At 64.0% G+C, this 21,441-nt stretch carries 14 protein-coding genes and 1 pseudogene; 11 read left to right on the top strand and 4 right to left on the bottom strand.

Translation table 11 applies throughout. The annotated features are described in order from the left end of the window. Positions 1 to 122: 122 nt before the first annotated feature. Positions 123 to 962, top strand: coding sequence for a pyridoxine 5'-phosphate synthase (pdxJ, locus tag BTW08_RS10160; protein WP_075562406.1), 840 nt, complete (start codon positions 123 to 125; stop codon positions 960 to 962). A 5-nt stretch (positions 963 to 967) separates the two neighbouring features. Here the strand turns inward: pdxJ and BTW08_RS10155 are convergent, their stop codons facing one another. Next, positions 968 to 3,649 carry an Hpt domain-containing protein gene (locus BTW08_RS10155; protein WP_075562405.1) on the bottom strand — a complete coding sequence of 894 codons (2,682 nt, stop codon included), beginning with the start codon at positions 3,647 to 3,649 and terminating at the stop codon, positions 968 to 970. A 286-nt stretch (positions 3,650 to 3,935) separates the two neighbouring features. Between BTW08_RS10155 and cysM the strand changes: the two genes are divergently transcribed. From cysM to BTW08_RS19360, 10 genes and pseudogenes are all read left to right on the top strand, one after another. After that, positions 3,936 to 4,832: a cysteine synthase CysM gene (gene cysM, locus BTW08_RS10150; RefSeq protein WP_075562404.1), complete on the top strand. Its 897-nt coding sequence runs from the start codon at positions 3,936 to 3,938 to the stop codon at positions 4,830 to 4,832. A 2-nt stretch (positions 4,833 to 4,834) separates the two neighbouring features. After that, positions 4,835 to 6,313 (top strand): 23S rRNA (uracil(1939)-C(5))-methyltransferase RlmD, encoded by a 1,479-nt coding sequence (gene rlmD / locus BTW08_RS10145; RefSeq protein WP_075562403.1) that lies wholly within the window; start codon positions 4,835 to 4,837, stop codon positions 6,311 to 6,313. 1 nt (position 6,314) lies between these two features. After that, positions 6,315 to 8,576 carry a GTP diphosphokinase gene (gene relA, locus BTW08_RS10140; protein ID WP_075562402.1) on the top strand — a complete coding sequence of 754 codons (2,262 nt, stop codon included), beginning with the start codon at positions 6,315 to 6,317 and terminating at the stop codon, positions 8,574 to 8,576. Between the two features lie 34 nt (positions 8,577 to 8,610). Then, positions 8,611 to 9,492, top strand: a complete 882-nt coding sequence (mazG, locus tag BTW08_RS10135) for a nucleoside triphosphate pyrophosphohydrolase (RefSeq protein WP_075562429.1) — start codon at positions 8,611 to 8,613, stop codon at positions 9,490 to 9,492. Between the two features lie 158 nt (positions 9,493 to 9,650). Beyond that, positions 9,651 to 12,350, top strand: a complete 2,700-nt coding sequence (gene ppc, locus BTW08_RS10130) for a phosphoenolpyruvate carboxylase (protein WP_075562401.1) — start codon at positions 9,651 to 9,653, stop codon at positions 12,348 to 12,350. 92 nt (positions 12,351 to 12,442) lie between these two features. After that, a complete protein-coding gene (locus tag BTW08_RS10125; RefSeq protein ID WP_075562400.1) occupies positions 12,443 to 13,477 on the top strand; it encodes a DnaJ C-terminal domain-containing protein in 1,035 nt (344 codons plus the stop codon). Beyond that, positions 13,474 to 13,779, top strand: coding sequence for a chaperone modulator CbpM (locus BTW08_RS10120; RefSeq protein ID WP_075562399.1), 306 nt, complete (start codon positions 13,474 to 13,476; stop codon positions 13,777 to 13,779). The genes BTW08_RS10125 and BTW08_RS10120 overlap by 4 nt, the downstream gene beginning before the upstream one ends. Positions 13,780 to 13,987: 208 nt before the next feature. Beyond that, positions 13,988 to 14,677 carry a nucleoside/nucleotide kinase family protein gene (locus tag BTW08_RS10115; protein WP_075562398.1) on the top strand — a complete coding sequence of 230 codons (690 nt, stop codon included), beginning with the start codon at positions 13,988 to 13,990 and terminating at the stop codon, positions 14,675 to 14,677. A gap of 54 nt (positions 14,678 to 14,731) precedes the next feature. Further along, positions 14,732 to 15,835: pseudogene (locus BTW08_RS10110) on the top strand (sugar porter family MFS transporter); the annotation flags it as partial. A gap of 76 nt (positions 15,836 to 15,911) precedes the next feature. Continuing rightward, a complete protein-coding gene (locus BTW08_RS19360; protein ID WP_348638913.1) occupies positions 15,912 to 16,172 on the top strand; it encodes an MFS transporter in 261 nt (86 codons plus the stop codon). A gap of 129 nt (positions 16,173 to 16,301) precedes the next feature. Here the strand turns inward: BTW08_RS19360 and BTW08_RS10105 are convergent, their stop codons facing one another. The 3 genes from BTW08_RS10105 to BTW08_RS10095 are packed head-to-tail and all read right to left on the bottom strand — an operon-like array spanning position 16,302 to position 21,376. Further along, the gene (locus BTW08_RS10105) at positions 16,302 to 17,330 is read right to left on the bottom strand and encodes a ketopantoate reductase C-terminal domain-containing protein (protein ID WP_083627803.1); all 1,029 of its coding nucleotides are present in this window, start codon (positions 17,328 to 17,330) and stop codon (positions 16,302 to 16,304) included. Next, complete coding sequence (locus BTW08_RS10100) at positions 17,327 to 19,420, bottom strand: DNA topoisomerase III (protein ID WP_075562397.1); 2,094 nt, start codon at positions 19,418 to 19,420, stop codon at positions 17,327 to 17,329. Before BTW08_RS10100 ends, BTW08_RS10105 begins: the two co-directional genes overlap by 4 nt. A gap of 42 nt (positions 19,421 to 19,462) precedes the next feature. Further along, positions 19,463 to 21,376 (bottom strand): hypothetical protein, encoded by a 1,914-nt coding sequence (locus tag BTW08_RS10095; RefSeq protein ID WP_075562396.1) that lies wholly within the window; start codon positions 21,374 to 21,376, stop codon positions 19,463 to 19,465. Positions 21,377 to 21,441: the final 65 nt, after the last annotated feature.

Here is a 21,441-nt window from a genome sequence, read left to right as displayed (position 1 = left end):
CGAAGACCCGCTGCGACACCATTCTCGTTTTGCCCACCACAGCTTTTGCCTATCACAGCTTTTGTCTATCACAGCTTTTGTCTATCACAGCTTCTACCTATCAAAACAAGGAGATCGAGCCGATGATCGCTACCCGAATCCAGTTGGGGGTCAACATCGACCACGTTGCGACGTTGCGCCAGGCACGCGGGTCCCGCTATCCCGATCCCGTCCAGGCGGCGCTGCTGGCCGAGGAAGCCGGCGCCGACGGTATCACGCTGCATCTGCGCGAAGATCGCCGCCATATTCAGGAGCGCGACGTCGAGCTGATTGCGGCCGTACTCAACACGCGCATGAATCTGGAGATGGCCGTCACCGAAGAGATGATCGCGCTGGCCGAGCGGCTGAAGCCCAGTGATGTCTGCCTGGTACCGGAAAAGCGCGAGGAGTTGACCACCGAAGGGGGCCTCGACGTCGCTGCCGGCCGTGACGCCGTCACCGATGCCTGCACGCGTCTGGCGGCCGCCGGCTGCCGGGTGTCGCTGTTCATCGATCCCGAACCGGCCCAGATCCAGGCGGCGTTCGAGGCCGGTGCGCCCATCGTCGAGTTGCATACCGGTGCCTATGCGGAGACTACCGGTGAGGCCCAGCGCCTCGAGTACGCGCGCCTGGTCGCCGCCGCGGAGTTCGCCGACGAGCTGGGGCTGGTGGTGAATGCCGGTCACGGTCTGCACTATCACAACGTCGAGGCGGTCGCGGCCATCGCCGGTATCCACGAGCTCAATATCGGCCATGCGATCATTGCACGAGCGCTGTTCGTCGGTCTCAAGGAAGCCGTGGCGGAGATGAAGCGGCTGATGATCGCGGGCCAGGAGTCGGGGCTCGTCGCCCAGATCGAGTCTTTCGACCACGACCACGACCACGACCACGACCATGAACACGATCATGACGCCGACGATGACCACGGCCACGTTCACGCGTAAGACCCTCAGCGATTCGCGGTGATCTTCTGGTCGTCGGCCCATACGATGAGACGATCGCAGGCGGCCATCAGGTCGCGAAACGCCTCACCGCAATCGTCCAGCGGCTGGCGCCGGGCTCGATTCTCCAGTACGTCGCAGTTCGCCGATAGCTGCGGTACGCCGCAGTAGCGGCAGCCGCCGCCGAGCTGGTGCGCGATCTCCACGAGCTGTTCGACGTCATGGCGCTGCCACGCATCCTGCAGTTGGCGGCGGTAAGCGGGCAGGCTCGCGACCAGCATCGTCAGCATCTCCTCGGCGAGCGCTGCGCGATTGCCGCTGAGTCGTCGCCCCTCGGCCTTGTCGACGACCGGCAGATCATCGGGCTGTGATGACGGGCGGGAGCCCGCGGTAGTGGCGGACGCCGCAAGGCCCCGTTGCGGAGGCGGAATGGTGGCGCCAACGCTGGGCGGCGCCGCTAGTGGCAAGTAGCGGCCCAGCAGGTCTCTCAGCAGACGCTCGTCCAGCGGCTTGATCAATCTCTCGTTGAAGCCGTCATGCACCAGGCCGTTCTTGTCTCCCAGACGCTTTTCGTCCACGGAGCTGTTTTCGTTCTCCAGCCCGTTCTCATCCTCGGGGCAGTTCTCGTCCTCGACAGTTTCGCGGCCTTCGGCGCTGCCGCTGTCCTCAACATAGTCCTCGTACGCTGCCGGCTCGGCGGTCATCGCGATGATCGGTTTAAGCCCCCATGCCCGACTCAGGCCTCTCAGGCGACGCGTTGCCTCAACGCCACCGGTATCGGGTAGACGCAGATCCATCAGTACCAGATCGAGGGTCTCTTCTTTCGCAACGGCATAGGCTTCCGCGGCCGTTCCGGCGATCACCACGTCGACACCGAAGATGGGAAGCAGGGCGTCCAGATAGTGTTGCGAGACTTCGTCGTCATCGACGACCAGGATGCGAGGACGGGGAGGTAGCATCCGCTGACGGCGTTCGGCGAGCATCTTGGCCAACGTCCGGCCGAGAATGTAGCGCGATATCGGCAGCCGTAACACGACGCTTCCCCTCGGCAGACTCCAGTTGAGTGGCTGGCTCGGCGCGACGTTGGCGACCACCAGACAGGGACGCTCCATGGCGTCGAAGCGCGATTGCCAGGATTCGCGGGCCTCGGGTTCCAGATCCTCGATGTCGATACCGATAATCGCCAGCTGACTCGTGTCACTTGGCGCGCTCAGAAAATCCGACTCGGCCAGCGATATCGGGCGCGCGCGCCAGCGCTTGAGCGCGTAATCGAGGAGATAGGCAAGCCGCGCATGGGGTTGCCACAGCGCAATCTCCGCGCCTTCGAGGTCGAATTCCGCCGGGCGGACGTAGGGCGCGCACGCTTCCAGCCCGATGTTGGCAACGAGGGTGTGGCCCTTGCCCGAGCGCGCGCCCAGCACCAGTGTTCCGTTCATGTTCGCGACCAGACGATGGCAGATGCCGACGCCTACGCCGGCCTCGGCATCGCTCTGTCGCGCCGGGCCACGATCGACCGCCTTTTCGAGGCGCCTGCCGTGTGCTGGATCGAGGCTGCCACCGTCGCTGACGCTCAGACGCAACCGCACGGCGCTGCCTTCACGGCTCTCGAGGACGACTCGAACGACCACATCACCCTCGCCGCCATACTTGATGGCATTGTTGATCAGGTTGGTCAGCAGTTGGCGGATGCCGACATCGGCTCCGACGAGGCGAGGGGGAACATCATCGTAGACGATCGCCAACAGCGTGATGCCTCGTGATTGCGCCAACGGCGTCTGCAGACACAGGACCTCCCACAGCACGTCGGTGATGTCGAACACATTGTCGGCGCGGCAACGGCGGGTGTCTCCCAGCACATGGTCGACGGTGTCAAGCAGCCCGTTGGAAGCCAGGTGGATATGACGTAGCCATTCCCGCTGCTGGACGTCGAGAGGGCTGTTCTCCAGCAACCGACAAAACCCCAGCACTCCGGATAGCGGGGCGCGCAGTTCATGGCTGACATAGCTGAGATCGGCGTCGGGGAGGGCCTGGAGTAGTGATGTCGGCGGAGCGCGCGATGATTCGCTGTCTCTTTCGGTTTCGCTGTCCTTCTCGGTGTCGGTCCTGGTCTCGAGCTCAGGTTCGACCGGTTCCCGCTGGCGCCCGATCTCTTCGCCGCGGCGTGATTGCCGCCAGGCCAGCATTGCCGGTGAGGCCAACAACAACGCCACCAGCGGCGTCCACCAGTCGACCCGATCTCCCGAGAGGGGACTGGCGCGTTGGGGATCGAGGCTCAGATCCAGCCAATAGCGATGCGTCGACCGCGAGCCGGCAAATTCCTCCAGCGGCTGAACCCATCGCTGAACGCCATCATGATGGCCGGTGTGTAGTATCGGCGGCAGTGTTTCCAACCCGGCAGGAGGCGGCATCTCCCCCGTGGAATCGCGAGCATTGCCGCTTTCATCTCTGAGCGTGGCGTTGAGGATCGCCGGGTCGCGAGTCAGGCGGGTCAGCAGCTCATGGACCTGAGCCATGTCCTCATTCTGCGCGGCTTCGGCCAGTGACGGCGTGAAGACACGATTGATGCTCTGCAGCCGACGAGACAGCATCTGGGCGTTGCCATGATGCCATTCCCAGGCGTGCCACCCGGTAAAGCCGAGCAGCAGCAGGGAAGACAGCGTCGAAAGCAGAATCAGCCAGCGTGGAACCATGAATACTCGAAGCCCTTGGCGTTCTCTTGGCGTTTTTATCGGCGATTACCTATAAAACCGTAATCCTGGGCGTCACTTGAATCGACTATATCTTACGAAGGGTTTCTCGGTGTCGTCTCGAGACGCCAATGTAAGGGCACGAGTCGGTACCGCGTCACGATGACCGCTGTCATGTCCCCCGCTGGCTTCGATATACTGGTGTCATTCTACTTACCGATTTCAGCCGGCCGCTTCCACCAATGGCCTCGACTGAAACCGTCCAGACTTTAGCTTCAGGGACTTCTCTATGGCATTTCCCACACTCGCGCAGACTGTCGGCAATACGCCGCTGGTCAGGCTCGCCCGCATCAACGCTGGGCGCGACAACACGATTCTGGCCAAGCTGGAGGGTAACAACCCGGCCGGCTCGGTCAAGGATCGTCCCGCACTGTCCATGCTTCGCGAAGCCGAAACCCGCGGCGACATCTCGCCGGGCGACACGCTGATCGAGGCGACCTCCGGCAATACCGGCATCGCGCTGGCCATGGCCGCGGCGGTCATGGGGTACAAGATGGTCCTGATCATGCCGGACAATGCCTCGAGCGAGCGCAAGCAGGCGATGGCGGCTTATGGCGCCAAGCTGGTCGGCGTCAGCAAGGAGGCCGGCATGGAGGGCGCGAGAGACCTGGCCGACGAGATGATCGCGCGAGGCGAGGGCAAGCCGCTGAACCAGTTTGCCAATCCCGACAATCCGTTGGCCCACTATCGCACCACCGGCCCTGAACTGTGGGAACAGACCGCGGGGCGTATCACCCATTTCGTCAGTGCGATGGGTACCACGGGTACCATCATGGGAACGTCGCGCTATCTCAAGGAGCGCAATCCGTCGATCCAGATCGTCGGTCTGCAGCCGGCGGACGGCGCGAGCATCGCGGGTATCCGGCGCTGGCCCGAGGCCTATCTGCCCGGCATCTTCGAACCGCAGCGAGTCGACAGCGTGCTGGACATCGGCCAGCAGGAAGCCGAGGAACACATGCGTCGATTGGCGCGGGAAGAGGGGATTCTCGCCGGTGTCTCCTCCGGCGGTGCGCTGGCGGGGGCGCTCAGGGTCGCCGAGCAGGTCGACAATGCGGTCATCGTGTTCATCGTCTGCGATCGAGGCGATCGCTATCTTTCCACCGGCCTCTATGCGCCGGAAACCTGATCATGGCGATGCTGGGAAAGAGGCGCGTGCCGGCGGTCCGGCGGGAACGCCAGCCGGCCACGCCGACGGCGAAAAGCGATGACGGTGCACTGGTCATCGAACGGCTGGCGCACGACGGCCGCGGCGTGGCACGAGATGTCGAGGGCAAGACGGTATTCGTCGATGCCGCGCTGCCGGGCGAGCGGGTCGTGGTCGCGATACATCGCCAGCGCAAGCGCTACGACGAAGCACACATACGCCAGCGCCTCAGCGATGCCGCGAGTCGCGTCGAACCGCCGTGCGTTTATGCCACCCGTTGCGGCGGCTGCGATCTGCAGCATTTGAGTGTCGACGGCCAGCGTGAGCACAAGCGTCAGGTGCTGATCGATCTGCTCAAGCGCCAGTCCATCGAGGCGCCCGATGACGTACCGATGCTGGTCGGCGATTCGGCCGGCTATCGGCGCCGCGCCAGGCTCGGCGTCAAATGTGATGCGCAGGGTCACGTGCATCTCGGATTTCGGGCGCGGGGTAGCGAGCAGCTGGTCGATATCGACAGTTGTCACGTGCTGGCTTCGCCGCTGGCGGCGCTGTTGCCGAAATTGCGAGCCCAGCTCGAATCGCTCGAGGCGCCCCGCCATGTCGGGCATCTCGAACTGCTGCTGACCGATGGCGATGACGATGGCGATGGCGACATTATCACCGTGGTCGTTCGGCAGCTGCGCGATGTGCCTGAGGACGCGCAGCGCTGGCGAGCATTCGCCGGGCGGGAACGGCTGGCTTGCGCGCTACGCCGGGGAAGACAATCGACGGATCTGGTCTGGCTGGGCGATCAGCCGCGGCTGGTCACCGCCATCGACGGCGGTCGGCGTCAACTGTCGCTTGCCTTGGCGCCGGGGGATTTTCTCCAGGTCAACGCCGAGATCAATCAGCGCCTGATCGACACCCTTCGAGCGTGGCTGGCGCCGGGCGGCAGCGAGCGGCTGCTCGACCTGTTCGCCGGCATCGGCAATTTTTCGCTGGCCCTGGCCGATGACGTTGCCAGTGTCACCGCTGTCGAAGGTAGCAATGAGATGGTCGAGCGGCTGCGCGATAATGCCGATCATAACGGCTTGAGCGTGTCGGCCCTGCAGGCTGATCTCAACGATCCCGGTGCGGCGATCGAGGAGCTGATCGGCTCTCACGATACGGTGTTGCTGGACCCGCCGCGGGATGGCGCCGACGCGCTTTGCCGTCGCCTGGCGCAGAGCGATGTCACGCAGGTCGCCTATATCTCCTGCGATCCGGCATCCCTGGCACGGGACGCGGCACATCTGCTGGCTGGCGGGTTTGTGCTGTCGCATCTGGCGATGGCCGACATGTTCCCGCATACCGCCCATCTGGAGTCGCTGGCGCTGTTCCAGCGACCGGAGCGTCTCGAACGGCCAGCGCGATCGGCCTATCGCGAGCGGCTGCGGCGGCAGCAAAGTGATCTCGACAGTCCGATCTCGGGAGGCAAGCGCTAGCATGGTAAAGGTGCGAGAGAGTGAGCCGCTGGTCGATGACGGCAGCGTCGATCTGGAATTGTGGTTGCATCGGTTGCAGCAGGAAGTCGAGTTGCGAGCTCCCGAACGCATTCTGCAGGCATGCCGTCTGGCGCTGCGAGCCAGCGAACGAGAGGCGCACGGCAGCGAGGCGCTTCCCGATCAGACGTTGCTGACCGGGCTGGAGATGGCCGACATACTCAGTCAGCTCAAGCTCGATCAACAGACGCTGGAAGCCGCGATTCTCTACCGTAGCGTCCGCCGCGGCCTGTTGAGCCTGGAAAGCGTCGCCAAGCAGATGGGTGACGAGGTTGCCAAGCTGATCGACGGCGTGCTCAGCATGGCCGCGATCAGCCAGCTCCAGGCGCCCAAGCACGGCCTGTCGCAGCACAACCAGCAGGACAATCTGCGCAAGATGCTGGTGACCATGGTCGACGACGTGCGTATCGCGCTGATCAAGATTGCCGAACGGACGTGCATGCTGCGTCAGGTCAAGGATGCCTCGCGAGAAAAACGGCTGCGTGTGGCGCGTGAGGTCTTCGACATCTACGCCCCGCTGGCGCACCGGCTGGGTATCGGTCAGATCAAGTGGGAGCTCGAGGATCTGGCTTTTCGCTATCTGCATGAAACCGAGTACAAGTCGATCGCCACGCAGCTGGCGGAAAAGCGACTCGCCCGTGATCGTTATATCCATGAAGTCGTGGACACGCTGGAGACGCTGCTGGAGCGCCAGGGCATTCTGCGCTATCAAGTCGATGGCCGGGCCAAGCATATCTATTCGATCTGGCGGAAGATGCAGCGCAAGCGCATCGATTTCTCCCAGGTCTACGACGTGCGGGCGGTTCGCATTCTAGTGCCCGAGATCGCCGACTGCTACACCACCCTCGGGGTGGTGCACTCGCGCTGGCACCATGTGCCCAACGAATTCGACGACTATATCGCCAATCCCAAGAAGAACGGCTATCAGTCGCTGCACACCGCGGTCATCGGCCCCGAGAACAAGGTGCTCGAGATCCAGGTGCGCACCTTCGCCATGCACGAAGAGGCGGAGCTCGGCGTCTGTGCACACTGGCGCTACAAGGGCATGGATACCGACGCCAAGAGCCGGGGTTACGAAGAGAAGATCGCGTGGCTGCGCCAGGTGCTCGAGTGGCAGGAAGAAGTCGGCGACGTCGGCGATTTCCGCGAGGGGCTGGCGAGCGACGTGGCGCCGGATCGGATCTACGTGTTTACGCCCGACGGTCACGTCATCGACATGCCCCAGATCGCCACGCCGATCGATTTCGCCTATCGCGTGCATACCGAAATTGGCCATCGCTGTCGCGGTGCCAAGGTCGACGGCCGCATCGTGCCGCTGACCTATCGGCTCAAGACGGGCCAGCAGGTCGAGATTCTTACCGCCACCAAGAGTGCGCCGAGCCGCGACTGGCTCAACCCCAATCTGGGCTATGTGCGCACCTCAAGGGCGCGCTCCAAGATTCAGGCCTGGTTCAAGCTGCAGGCGCGCGAGCAGAATCTCGACGAGGGCAAGGCGATCTTCGATCGCGAGTTTCGCCGACTCGACATCGACGGTGTCGATCTCGAGCGTCTGGCGGCTGCGGTCAACTACCTCGAGGTCGAGGACATGTACGCCGCGATCGGGGCGGGCGATCTGCGCATCGGCCAGGTACTGCATCAGGCCCAGCAGCTGTTCGGCGAAAGCGACGATCAGGAGCAGCTCGATCGCCTGCTGACGAAGCCGCGGCGCCATCAGGGCAAGGAGCCCAGCGACGGGATCACCGTGCTCGGGGTCGGCAATCTCAAGACTGCGATGGCCAACTGCTGCCACCCGGTGCCGGGGGATCAGATCATCGGCTATATCACCCAGGGTCGCGGTGTCACCATTCATCGCCAGGATTGCTCCAACGTGCTGCAGTTGCGCAGCGAGGAGCCGCGGCGGATCGTCGACGTCGAGTGGGGTCAGAAAGAGCAAGCCCAGTATCCGGTGGACATCGAAATCGAAGCCTGGGATCGCTCCGGGCTGCTGCGCGACGTCACCCACGTGCTCTCCAGCGACCGCGTCAACGTGACCTCGGTCAATACAGTGACGGACAAGTTCGACAACATCGCGCGAATGCGGATCACCTTGGAGATCGAGAGTCTGGAGGCGTTGGAGCGCATCTTCTCGCGCATTCAGCAGCTACCCAACGTGATCGACGTCAAACGGCTGAGACAGGGCGCGGGGCAGGGTCACGGGCCACAATGAGGATCAAGGTTTGAGTATCGAGGACAAGACCGCCATGCCACCGCCTGCCGACCTCCGACGCCCGGACTCGCGACGTCATTCCCTCGATGACCTGCTGACCCTGATGGCCGTGCTCAGGGATCCCGACCATGGCTGCCCGTGGGACATCAAGCAGCACTGGGACACCATCGTTCCCCATACCCTCGAAGAAGCGTACGAGGTCGCCGATGCCATCGAGCGCCGCGCCTTCGAGGAGCTGCCCGGTGAACTCGGCGATCTACTGTTCCAGGTCGTCTACTATAGCCAGTTCGGCCGGGAGGAAGGGCGCTTCGACTTCGACGATGTCGTGGATACGCTGACGGCCAAGATGCTGCGACGTCATCCGCATGTCTTTCCCGACGGCACGCTGCATTCCCGACGCGGTAGCGGTGGTGACGCGGAAAGTCAGGTGGCCGAGCGGCAGGTCAAGACCCGCTGGGAAGCATTGAAAGCCGAAGAGCGGGAAGCCCGCGTAACCGATGGCGCCGGTGCTTCGGCGCTGGACGATATCCCCACGGCGCTACCGGCACTGAGTCGCGCCGCCAAGTTGAGCAAGCGTGCTGCCGGTCAGGGTTTCGACTGGCCGGACGAGCGCGGCGTCATCGACAAGATCCGCGAGGAACTCGCCGAGGTCGAGACGGCGCTGGCCGAAAACGACCGGACCCACGCCCAGGAGGAAGTCGGCGATCTGCTGTTCGCTGTCGTCAATCTGGCACGGCGTCTGGGCTGTGACCCGGAACAGCAGCTGCGCGGGACCAACGCCAAGTTCGAATGGCGCTTTCGTTACGTCGAACGTGCCCTCGCGGCAAGCGACTCCGCGACTGATCGTGCCTCTCTGGAGGAGATGGAGCGCCATTGGCAGGCGGCAAAGCGCGTAGAGAACGCCTCGCGCTCCTGATCCATGTCGTAAATTTACGACTAATGTCGTTTTCCCGCCGGTCGACTCTTTCCCCCAGATCGTTATGCTGATGTTTTCAGCGGTTTATCCCAGTGATATCGATCTGCTGGGATCGGGGTCGCCACCTGGCGCCCTGTCTAGCCATAGGGAGGGATGCCATGAGTCCAGAACAGGAAACGTCGCTGCACGAATCATTGCGGGATAACGTCCGGCTGCTGGGCGATAGCCTCGGCCGCACCATTGCCAAGGATCTCGGCAGTGAGTTCGTCGATCGCATCGAAACGATCCGTGCCCTGGCCAAGAAAGGGCGACAGAGCGCCGAGGAAGCCGATCGCCGCGAGCTGATCGATTACCTGCGGGCGCTCCCTGACCAGGAGTTGCTACCGGTCACCCGGGCCTTCAACCAGTTTCTCAACTTCTCCAATATTGCCGAGCAGCACTATCGCGCACGCTTTCGGCGTGTCGAAGATTACAAGCCCGGCACCCAGCCCGATCTGGGCGAACTTCTCCAGCGCGTGGCGGCGTCGGGCCAATCCTCGCGGCAACTGGTCGATGCCATCGCCGACATGCGCGTCGATCTGGTACTGACGGCACATCCCACCGAAGTCATTCGACGCACCTTGATTCAGAAATACGACGCCATTGATGACTGCCTGCGGACCATCGAGGACAGCGGCGATCATCCGGAAGTACTTCAGCGCGCCCAGGGCCGATTGGAAGAGCTCATTGCCCAGTCCTGGCATACCGACGAGATTCGCCACGAGCGACCCACGCCCGTCGACGAGGCGAAATGGGGCTTCGCGGTGATCGAAAACTCGCTGTGGGAGGCGGTCCCGACGTTCCACCGCGACCTGGATGCGTTGCTGATGGAGACGGCCGGTGAGCGGTTGCCGCTGGAAGCGTCGCCCATCCGCTTCGCCTCGTGGATGGGGGGCGACCGGGACGGCAATCCCAATGTCACGTCCAGCGTTACCGAAGAGGTTCTGCTGCTGGGGCGCTGGATGGCCGCCGATCTTTATCTGCGCGATCTGGAGCAGCTCAAGGCCGAGCTGTCGATGTGGAAGGCCAACGATGCGCTGCGCGCCGAGGTCGGAGACGACGCCGAACCCGGATCCCGCCAGGCTGCAGAGCCGTATCGCGCGCTGCTCAAACGCTTGTCGACCCGGCTGGAGGCGACTCGGGCATGGGCGCGAGCGCGACTCGATGGGGAGCCGCCCGGCGATGATCCCATCATCGAGACGCGCGAGCAGCTGTTCGCGCCGCTGCTGACCTGTTACCGCTCACTGTGCGATGTGGGGCTGGAGACCATTGCCAACGGCGTACTGCTGGACACGCTCAGACGCGTGGCGGTCTTCGGGGTCAATCTGGCCAAGCTCGACGTCCGCCAGGACGGTACCCGCCATGCTCAGGTCTTCGAGGAGCTGACCCAATACCTCGATGTCGGCGCCGACGGCAGCCACTACCGTGACTGGGACGAATCCGCGCGACAGGCATTTCTGCTCGAAGAGCTGGCCTCGCCAAGGCCGCTGATTCCGCCTCGTTGGGAGTGCTCGGCCGAAACCCGGGAAGTCCTCGACACGTTCGGCGTGATCGGCCGCGAGCATCGTCAGGCGCTGGGCACCTATATCATCTCCATGGCGCAGCAACCCTCCGACGTGCTGGCGGTGGCGCTGCTGATGAAGGAAGCCGGCAACGGCGTGCGCCTGCCGATTGCCCCGCTGTTCGAGACATTGGACGATCTGGATCGGGCCGGTGACGTGATCGAACGTCTGCTGGCGCTGCCGGGGTATCGAGAGGTCGCCGGCGACTACCAGGAGGTGATGATCGGCTACTCGGATTCGGCCAAGGATGCCGGCCAGCTGGCGGCGGCCTGGGCCCAGTATCGTGCCCAGGAGCGGCTGGTCGACGTGTGCCGAGAGGGCGGCGTATCGCTGACGCTGTTTCATGGCCGCGGTGGCACCGTCGGCCGCGGCGGTGGCCCTGCCCACGCCGCCATTCTGTCGCAGCCGCCGGGCTCGGTGAACGGCAGCCTGCGAGTGACCGAGCAGGGCGAGATGATTCGCTTCAAGTTCGGCCAGCCCGGTATAGCGCTGCGTTCGATGGAGATCTACGTCTGCGCGGTGCTCGAAGCGACGCTGTTGCCACCGCCCGCACCCCGACCCGTGTGGCGCGAGGAGATGGATCGCCTGGCCGATATTGCCCATCGTGCCTATGTGGGCGTGGTGCGCGAGGATCCCGACTTCGTGCCTTACTTCCGGGCGGTGACGCCTGAAGGCGCACTGGGCCGGCTGCCGCTGGGGTCGCGTCCCGCCAAGCGGCGTCAGGAGGGCGGCATCGAGACGCTGCGTGCCATTCCCTGGATATTCGCCTGGACCCAGACTCGCCTGATGTTGCCGGCCTGGCTGGGTAGCGGCGAGGCGTTCTCCAGACGTCTCGAAGAAGACGGCGGGCTCGATCGGCTGCGAGAGATGCGCCAACAGTGGCCGTTCTTCGGCACCTATCTGGACATGCTCGAGATGCTGCTGGCCAAGTCGGATCCGCTCATCGCCGCCTATTACGAGAAGCGGCTGGTGGAGGAGCCGGCATTGACCCGACTGGGCGAGTCGCTGCGTCAGCGTTTGGTCGATTTGGAAGCCGTGCTGCTGCGGATCCTCGATCAGCGCCGTCTGCTCGACAATACGCCGTTGATTCGTCAGGCGATCGAAGTGCGCAACCCCTACATCGACCCGCTGCATGGTCTTCAGGCCGAACTGCTGCAGCGTAACCGCGATGCCGACGGCAATATTACACCGGAGCTCTCTCGGGCCCTGATGGTAACGATGGCGGGTATCGCTGCCGGCCTGCGTAATACCGGCTAGGCGCGAGAGATGCCGCGAACCCTGCTATAACGATAGTGACCGGCCTGCATGAAAATGCGGCCGGTCATCGACCCGTCGACAGGGAGCGCGGCATGGAGTTCAAGGATTACTACGCGGTGCTGGGCGTGGAACGCGATGCCACTCAGGAAGAGATCAAGCGCGCCTACCGCAGACTGGCTCGAAAGTATCACCCGGATGTCAGCCAGGAAGCCGACGCCGATGCGCGCTTCAAGGAACTGGGTGAGGCGTACGAAGTCCTGAAGGATCCCGAAAAGCGTCTCGCCTATGATCAGGTGGGGCAAGGTCAGCGGGCCGGCGAGGATTTCCGGCCGCCGCCGGACTGGGATGCCGGGTTCGAATTCCGTGGCGGTGGCTATACTCAGCAAGGCCATCCGCGGGGCGGCTATTCAGCGGGAGGCCATTCACAGGAGGACAGCGCCGCTTTCAGCGATTTCTTCGAATCGCTGTTCGGGCAACGCCGGGCAGCAGGCTCTGGTTCCGCAGCCTCGAACGGCGACCCCGGCAGCGCGCGGTATCGTGAACGCGGTGCGGGTCTGCGCGGAGAGGATCATCATGCCAAGGTGTCGATTGCGCTCGAAGACGCCTATCGCGGCGCCACGCGAACGCTGACGCTCCAGAGCGGTGAAATCGATGATCAGGGTCGGCTGCGACCTCGCCAGCGTACGCTGAAAGTTCGTATCCCCAAGGGCGTGAAACAGGGCCAGCGAATCCGCCTGGGCGGGCAGGGCGAGGCGGGGATGGGCGGCGGACCGGCCGGCGATCTCTATCTGGAGATCGAGTTCGAGTCGCACTGGCGCTATCAGGTCGAAGGGCGCGACGTCACCCTGATCCTGCCCGTGGCACCCTGGGAAGCGGCGTTGGGCGCGACGATCGCGGTCCCGCTACCCGAGGGCTCGGTGGAGCTCAAAGTGCCGTCGGATTCCCGGGAAGGACGGCGCCTGCGACTCAAGGGTCGAGGCATTCCTGGCGAGCCGCCGGGCGATTGCTACGTGACATTGAAGATCGTTCTGCCGCCCGCGACGAATGACGACGTCAAGGCGGCTTATCGCCAGCTGGAAGCGGTGGCGAACTTCGATCCCAGAGCGGCAGCGGAGGAGAAGCCATGACCATCCACGATCTCACCCAGGTCCCCGTCGACAACCTCGACGAAACACCCGTCCTGACGCTTGGCGAACTGTGCCGGACCTGCACGGTCCATGCCGAGTGGGTCATTGAGCTGGTCGACGAGGGCGTCATCGTTCCCGATGGCCGCCGGCGCGAACAGTGGCGGTTCTACGGCGCGAGCCTGCACCGGGTCAGAGTTGTCCAGCGTCTGCAGCACGATCTGGGGGTCAACTTGGCTGGCGCAGCCCTGGCACTCGAACTGATGGATGAGGTGGCACGATTGCGCCGGAGAGTTGGCGAATAGCCGGTCGCTTGCCGATCACCGAAGGGATGTTGCAAGCGCCTTCGAGAGCGTTTGCGGCCGACATCGTGATTGAAACCGGCAACATCGACCCGATATTTTGGAATGTCAGTAAGTTTACGACGATAGTCTTGTCGCAGAAAAACGACTCTCATCATCAAAATGAGCGTGCTACGCTTGTTCCCACCTCCAGTTTTTCTGCGATCCCCCAATGCGTATCAAGGCGATGGAAACGCGGTCGTTATCGATCGATATCGACCCGCTGATTGTGCATGCGGCGCGGCGCTTAATCGATTCACCTGAGCGCCGTATTCTCGGCCTTGTCGGCGCCCCCGGTTCCGGTAAAAGCACGCTTTCCGAGGCGCTTCTCGCGGCGCTGGGCGATCAGGCACAGGTCGTACCGATGGATGGGTTTCATCTCTCCAACCGCCAACTGGTCGCGCAGGGTCGCGAACAGCGAAAAGGCGCGCCTGACACGTTCGATGCGTTCGGCTATCGCGATTTGCTGCTGCGTCTTCGTACGCCTCATGACGAATCCGAAATTGTCTATGCGCCGGGGTTCTATCGCGAGATCGAGGAGCCCATCGCCGCCAGTATCGCCGTTCCACCGGTAACGTCCTTGGTCATTACCGAGGGCAATTATCTGCTGCTCGAGGATGAACCCTGGCCACAGGTGCGAGAGATGCTGGACGAGGTATGGTTTCTCGATGTCGACCGAGAGCTACGCGAAGAGCGTCTGGTGGCTCGGCACAGGCAGTTCGGTCGTACCCAACAGCAGGCGTTGGACTGGGTTCGCACGACCGATGCGCCCAACGCCGAGCGTATCCAGGCCGTAGCTGCCAACGCTGACCGTCAGCTTTGGTGGAGCGGGACCCGCATTCGTTTCAAAGATAGTACCTAGTCATTCGAACCGGGCAATTCGTCATCCAGGACGCCCGATTTCAAGGAGAGAAGCATGAACGCACACGCTACCGCCAGTGGTGGGCCGAAGCGTAAAGGGCTGGTCGTCATGGTGTCGGTCGTCGCTGCGCTAGGTGGCCTGCTGTTCGGTTACGACACCGGCATTATCGGTGTGGCGCTACTGGGGCTGTCGAAGCAGTTCGCCCTCGACGACACGCTCAAGCAGCTGGTGACCGGCGCCATTATTCTTGGCGCGATCTTCGGCTGCGTGGGCACGGGCCGGCTGTCCGATCGGCTCGGGCGGCGCTGGACGATCGTGCTGGTCGGCGCGGTGTTCGTCGTCGGCTCGATTCTGTCGGCGACCTCGACCAGCGTCGGCATGCTGATCGCGGCGCGGTTCATTCTCGGGCTTTCCGCCGGCAGCGCGACGCAGATCATTCCGGTCTACATCGCCGAAGTCACACCGCCGGAGCATCGCGGAAAACTGGTGGTGATGTTCCAGTTCATGGTGGTGTTCGGCATTCTCGTCGCCTATCTCGTGGGCTACGGGCTGGGCGAGCAGTGGCGCTGGATGTTCGGTCTGGGCACCGTACCCGCGGTCATTCTGATGCTGGGCATGCTGTTTTTGCCGGAAAGCCCGCGCTGGCTGGTGAGCAAGGGACGCGAACCCGAAGCGCTGCATATCCTCGAGCGAGTGCGCGCCAGCCGCGAAGGCGCTCAGACCGAGATGGACGAGATCAAGGAGGTCTCGGCGCGTCCCGAAGGCACCTGGCGTGACCTGTTCCAGCCGTGGATCCGTCCGGCGCTGGTGGCCGGCGTGGGGATCGCGATGTTCTCTCAGATCACCGGCAACAATGCCCTGATCTACTATGCGCCGACCATTCTGAGTCAGGCCGGTTTCGGCGACAGCGCCTCGGTGCTGGCGGCCATCGGTGGCGCGGTACTGATCAATCTGGCGACGATTCTGGGGATCTTCCTGGTCGATCGCATCGGCCGAAAACGCTTTCTGCTGTGGATGGTGCCCGGCTCGGCGGTGGCGCTGGTGATCATGGGGCTGCTGTTCGTCGGTGGCGCGCCCGAGGACGCCTTCAGCCAGTACGCGCTGGTGGCGTGTCTGGCGATCTACATGGCGCTCAACTGCAGTTTCGGTGTCTGTCTGTGGCTGATCAACGCCGAGGTCTACCCGCTGTTCGTGCGGGGTAAGGGCGCCAGCATGGGGGGCGTTGAGCCACTGGGTGTTCAACCTGCTGGTGACGCTGACCACGCTGTCGCTGATCAGCACGCTGGGCACTTCCGGCACCTTCTGGCTTTACGCCGTGATCACCACGATCGCGCTGGTGTTCATCGTGCGCTACGTTCCCGAGACCAAGGGCCGCTCGCTGGAAGAGATCGAGAGCGATCTGAAAAAGGGCGTGTTTTTTCCGGCGGACAAGGCCAAGGGCGGGTCGCAGACCGATTCGCCAATCCGATCTGAAGCCGCCAGCACTACCGAATGAGGGGCTGATACCGATACCACTGGAACAACGCGAACGGCCGATCCCATGGATCGGCCGTTTGCGTCTCGGACCATCGATTCGAACCGTGGCCCACGCGGGCAGGTTGGTAGCCGGTAGGAGAGGTGTTATCTAGGCCAGCGTTGCCCGGTAGAGCGCAGTGAGCGCTGGTGTGGCGAGTTCATGGCGGAGGCCCGCATCGATCAGTGGCCAGAGAATGGCGTCACGCTCCGTGGGACGACCGGCCAGCACGTCCTGCAGCATCGAAGAACGGTTGGCGGCAGTGGCCTCGATCACGCCGTCGATCAGCGCCTGCCAGCCCGCAGCGGGTGGTTTTATACCCTCGGCCCGCATGATCCGGTCGATCTCCGAGATCAATGCCTCGATCCGGGGGCGGAACTCGACTCTCGTCAGCTCGCCGTTGCGAACGCCATGGCTGGCGGTCAACGGATTGATCACCGCGTTGATCGCGAGTTTGTGCCACAGGCGCAGGCGGATGTCGGCGCAGGCGGTAGCGGCGATCCCTGCCTGGCTCAGATCGTCGGCGACGACTGTTGCCAGTGCGGCATGGCGGCCGGCGAGATCGCCGATCCAGGTTTCGCCGGCGGCGGCATGAACCACGTCGGGTCTGGAGAGGTGGAAATCAGAATGGGAATCGCCTTCGGGCTCAGGCTTGGGCTTGGGCTTGGGCTTGGGCTCGGGCATCGGACGATAGGCGGCCTCGGTGGTCGAGGCGCAAAGCACCGGCCCTGCCCAGTGTTCGCTGATGCGAGGCTGTACCTGGAAGCCATTCTGTAACAGCAGCAGCGGCGTGGTGGGCGCAAGCGACGGCGTCAAAGCATCGAGTGCGGTCTGAGTATCGTGAGACTTGGTCGCCAGTACCACTAGGGCCGGGACGCTGTATTCGCCCCGTTTGGCGATCCAATCTTTCAGTCGCTCGCGCGCCAATGCGATCTCGACATCCGTGCCATCCACCTTGCGCAGGCGGATGGCGGGCTGCGCCAGGTGCCTGCCCAGCAGGATGACGGGCCGAAACGCAGCCAGAGAGGCGGCAAACAGCTGGCCGAGCGCGCCGGCGCCGACGATCAGCCAGGGCGCATCGTCGCTCGACGCTGGGCCTTGGCCATCGATGCATCGAGGCGTGCCGGCCGGAAGCGTCATGAGGTCCGCTTCCGGGTGCGGCGAGGCGGCGTCGGCTTGTCACCCGTCGAGGATGTCGCCTGGCTCTTTTTCGAAGAACTGCTCGTCGAAGAACTGCCCGTCGAAGGGCGACTCGTTGACGAACTGCTCGTCGAAGTACTACGCCGAGACCTGCTTCCGCTCGACTTGCGGGCGCCGGCGCCACGCTTGCCTCCTTTGGCACTCTTGCGTGGCGGGGCTTCCGGTGCCGGCCCTTGCGTCGATGCCTTGAGCGCCTGATTGAGTCGACCGGCATCCGCCTGGCCCAGCAGCGCGCGCAGATCGCTGACCAGCGCTTCCAGGAATGGCGCCGGTGCATCCTGACTTTCGGCGATCGCCGAGAGGCGCTGTTCCCATAGGGCGGTACGCTCCGGCCGCGTCGCCGCCGGGGGCAGCGAGTCGATCAGGGCGTGTCCGGTACGCGTCGCCTTGATGGCTTTTTTGTCGCGAATGAGATAACCCCGCGTCAGCAGCGTTTCGATGATGCTGGCCCGGGTCGCTTCGGTGCCGAGACCGTCCGACTCGCGCAGTGTCCGTTTGACCGCGGGATCCTCGACATAGCGCGCGATGTTCATCATCGCCTTGATCAGGCTGGCATCGGTGAAGGGTTCCGGCGGGCGGGTTTCGCGGGCTTCGCACCCGGCATCGGTCACTGTCGCCGTCTCGCCCTGGGTCAGCGGGGGCAGAGCGGGGACGTCGTCGCGGGTGGTGAACAGTGGCTTCCAGCCTGGTTCGATGATCTCTCGCCCCTGGGCCTTGAAGCGCTCGTCGAGGATGTCGAATAGCGCCTGCGTCTCGTAGGTCCCGAGCGCGGGATAGAACTGGGCCAGCACGTTGCGCGCGATCAACCGGAACAGGTTGGCCTCGTCGCGGTTCAGCTTGTCCATGTCCGCCGGCCGCCCCGTCGGTGCCAGCGCGTGGTGGGCGCCGACCTTGGCGTCGTCCCACGCCTTGGAGCGCAGGCCGAAGTCGGCCTGTTCGGCCCAGCCGCGCAGCTGGTCGTCGAGTCGGCAGGCGCTGATCAAGGTCTTCGCCGCCTCCCGGTGGTGGGCGGCGGGGAGATAACGGCAGTCGGAGCGCGGATAGGTGATCAACTGATGACGTTCGTAGAGCGTCTGACAGACGTCGAGCACTCGCTTGGCGGATAGACCGTGGCGACGCGCGGCATCGATCTGCAGCGACGACAGAGAATAGGGCAGCGGCGCGGCCTGTCGCTTGCGCTTCTGGTCGAGCTGGGCGAGATGGCCCTGGGCGCCGGCGAGCCGTTGCGCCAGCGCTTGGGCCGGTCGCGGGTCGAGCAGGCGGCCCTGTTCATCAAAACACGAGCCATCCAAACATGAGCCGTCGAGCGGGTGATTCTCGCCGGGCTGCCACCAGGCTCGCAGCGAACCGTGGGCCACCTGGAGATCCGCCCAAAGCACGTAAAACGGTTTGGGTTCGAACGCCGCGATATCGCGATCGCGCCTGACCACCAGCCCCAGTACCGGGGTCTGCACCCGGCCCACCGACAGCAGGCCATCAAAGCCGGCCTGGCGGCCGATCAGCGTCCAGGCACGAGTCAGATTGATGCCGTACAGCCAGTCCGCCCGGGAGCGCGCCTCGGCAGCGGCATAGAGCGGCTGGTAACGCTGGTTGTCCTCGAGGCTGGCAAGCGCCTTGACCACCGCGGGGCGGTTGAGATCCTGTACCCGCAGACGCTGGGTTTCCCGACGCCAGCCGAGATGGTTCAACACTTCCTGCACCAGCAGTTGGCCTTCGCGATCTGGATCGCCAGCGTGAACCACGCTGTCGGCGCTTTTGATCAGCTTGCGCAGCACGGCCAGCTGGCTGCGTGCCTGGCTTCTGGGCACTAGCTGCCAGCGTTCGGGAATGATCGGCAGGTCGTCAAGCCGCCACTGCTTGTATTTCGGGTCGTAGCGTTCGGGAGGCGCCTGTTCCAGCAGGTGACCGAGGCACCAGCTCACCACGGTATCGCCGGCCTCGAGATAGCCTTCGCGCCGCGTCGCCCTGACCGGTAGCGCGTCGGCGATGGCGCGGGCGAGACTCGGTTTTTCGGCGACGATCAAACGCATGAAACAGGCTCCGCTGAATGGCTTTTATTCGACATCCGTCGATCATTTCTCCAAATGGCGGCGAGCGCGAACCAGCGCCCGATACCACTGGCGATGCGGCGTACCCACGGCCGGCGGTGCCATGCTCAGGTAGCTGACATTGGCTGTCTCGGCGCGATCCAGATTGACGTTGGTCAGCATCTGCAGCGTGGCTTCCCGCGCGCCGTACTGGCGCTGCAGGAATGCCATCGCCTCCGGTTCCAGCGCGACGCGGTAATGCCTGACCAGCGCCAGCGCCAGCGACTCCGCGGTACGCGAGAGGTCGGTCTCAATCTCGCGGACCATGGCCGAGCCCATCGCCGCCTTCGCCGCTACCGAAAGGTTGGGCTCGAGCTGGCCGAAATCCGCCGCGTTGGTACTGTTGATGGCACGCTGCACCGCCGGTCGCGACAGATGCACGTGGGGCTCCAGCGCCAGGAATATTTCCACCGCCACGCGTTTGGCGCTCTCGACCCCGACGCTGAGCTGGGTGTCTCGCCCGACCTGGCGCAACCGCTCGCGCAGCGTGCCGATGTTGGCCTTCTCGAGGTGACGGCCGAGATGCTTGCACACCACCGCCTTGGCTTCGTCGTTCAAAGCGATCTTGCTTTCTCGAATGCGCAGGCCGCGCCGCCCCGGGCCCAGGCGCAGGCGGGTAGTGCTATCGGAAAGATCGGCACTGACTGCTTCCCAGCGCTGGGCCATGCGCAGTCGATGGGCGTGGCTGCGGCCGACTTCGTCGTAGGCACTGGACACGCTCTTGTAGAGCTTGATCGCGTTGGTCAGTACTTCCGCCTGGCGGCGCAGCGTCTGACGATCGTCGCTGCGTCCGGTATGGATGGCATGGGACAGCGCATGCGTCTGTTCGCTCAGCTCATCGATGGCGGCAACGCTGTGGGCCAGCAGGGCGTCGGCGCGCTGGCCGGAAACGCTTTCGGCGAGCGGCGTCACCGAATGCTCGACGAGATAGGTATTCAGCGCCTTCAGCCGCGAGAGACCGGTGGCCTGGGCGATCCGATGTCGAGCCCGGGCTTCTTCCAGGCTGTCGAAGGCCCGAGCCAGCTTCCAGCGGCCGCGGTATTCGAACGACAGTACCGGGATTTCCCGTCCGCTGATCAGTTCGAACGCCAGAATCACCATCTCCTCGACGTCCTGTAGCGTCATCAGCAGATCGTTGTCGTGCTCGATCGAGGCCATGACGCGCTCGATGAAGTGTTCGTCTCGCGGCACGCCGTATCGCGGGTCCGGAGCATGGCCCTCGAAGCGATCCCGCAGCAGCGTGATCGCGGCAGGCGCCAGGTCGTAGAGTTCGATGAAACGTGGCTCGATATCGTCGCGGTAGATCTCGACCAGATCGCTGACTCGGGCGTGGAGGCCGACCCGCCGATAGACGTCGATCTGGCCGATCAGGCGAGCGCTGTCACGGTCGTCGAGCAGCTCCAGTGCCGCCAGTTCGACCCCTTCCGGCGACAGATCCTGCTTGCGCAGCAACATGGCGGCCGCTTCACGACGCCGGGCATCGCCTTCGAGGCTCTCGACGATCAGGTTGCGAGTGGCCAGCAGCAGTTCCGGCAGCGTCTTGATGACCCGCTCGATACGACTCGAGGTGCGTTCCAGCCGGCGCCCGCCTGTCAGCTGGTGCAGCAAATTGGCCATGATCCCGGCGGCACCGGTGATGACCGTGAACGAAATGAAGAAGATGTAATTCTCGAGCGTCGGCGCCTTGCCGTAGCCCAGTAGGTAGCCGCCCCAGGCGCCGAGCAGGGTCACCGGCCCCGCGGTCCACAGGATCTGCATCAGACTGATGGTCCACGGGACTTTTTCGACCGCCGCCGTGATCCGACGAATTTCGTCGCGACCCTCGCGTTCGAGTCGCACCTGCGGGGTATCGCTGGCGACCGACGGCGACGGGCGGCGAAACGGAATCGGCAAGAGCACGGGCGCTTCTCTTTATTGACGGCGATTGGGCTGGCGGCGGCTAAATTATCACCCCATGCCGGCAC

It is taken from the genome of Salinicola sp. MH3R3-1 (assembly GCF_001937155.1).
Classification (GTDB): domain Bacteria; phylum Pseudomonadota; class Gammaproteobacteria; order Pseudomonadales; family Halomonadaceae; genus Salinicola; species Salinicola halophyticus.
This window is presented reverse-complemented; position numbering and strand designations above follow the sequence as displayed.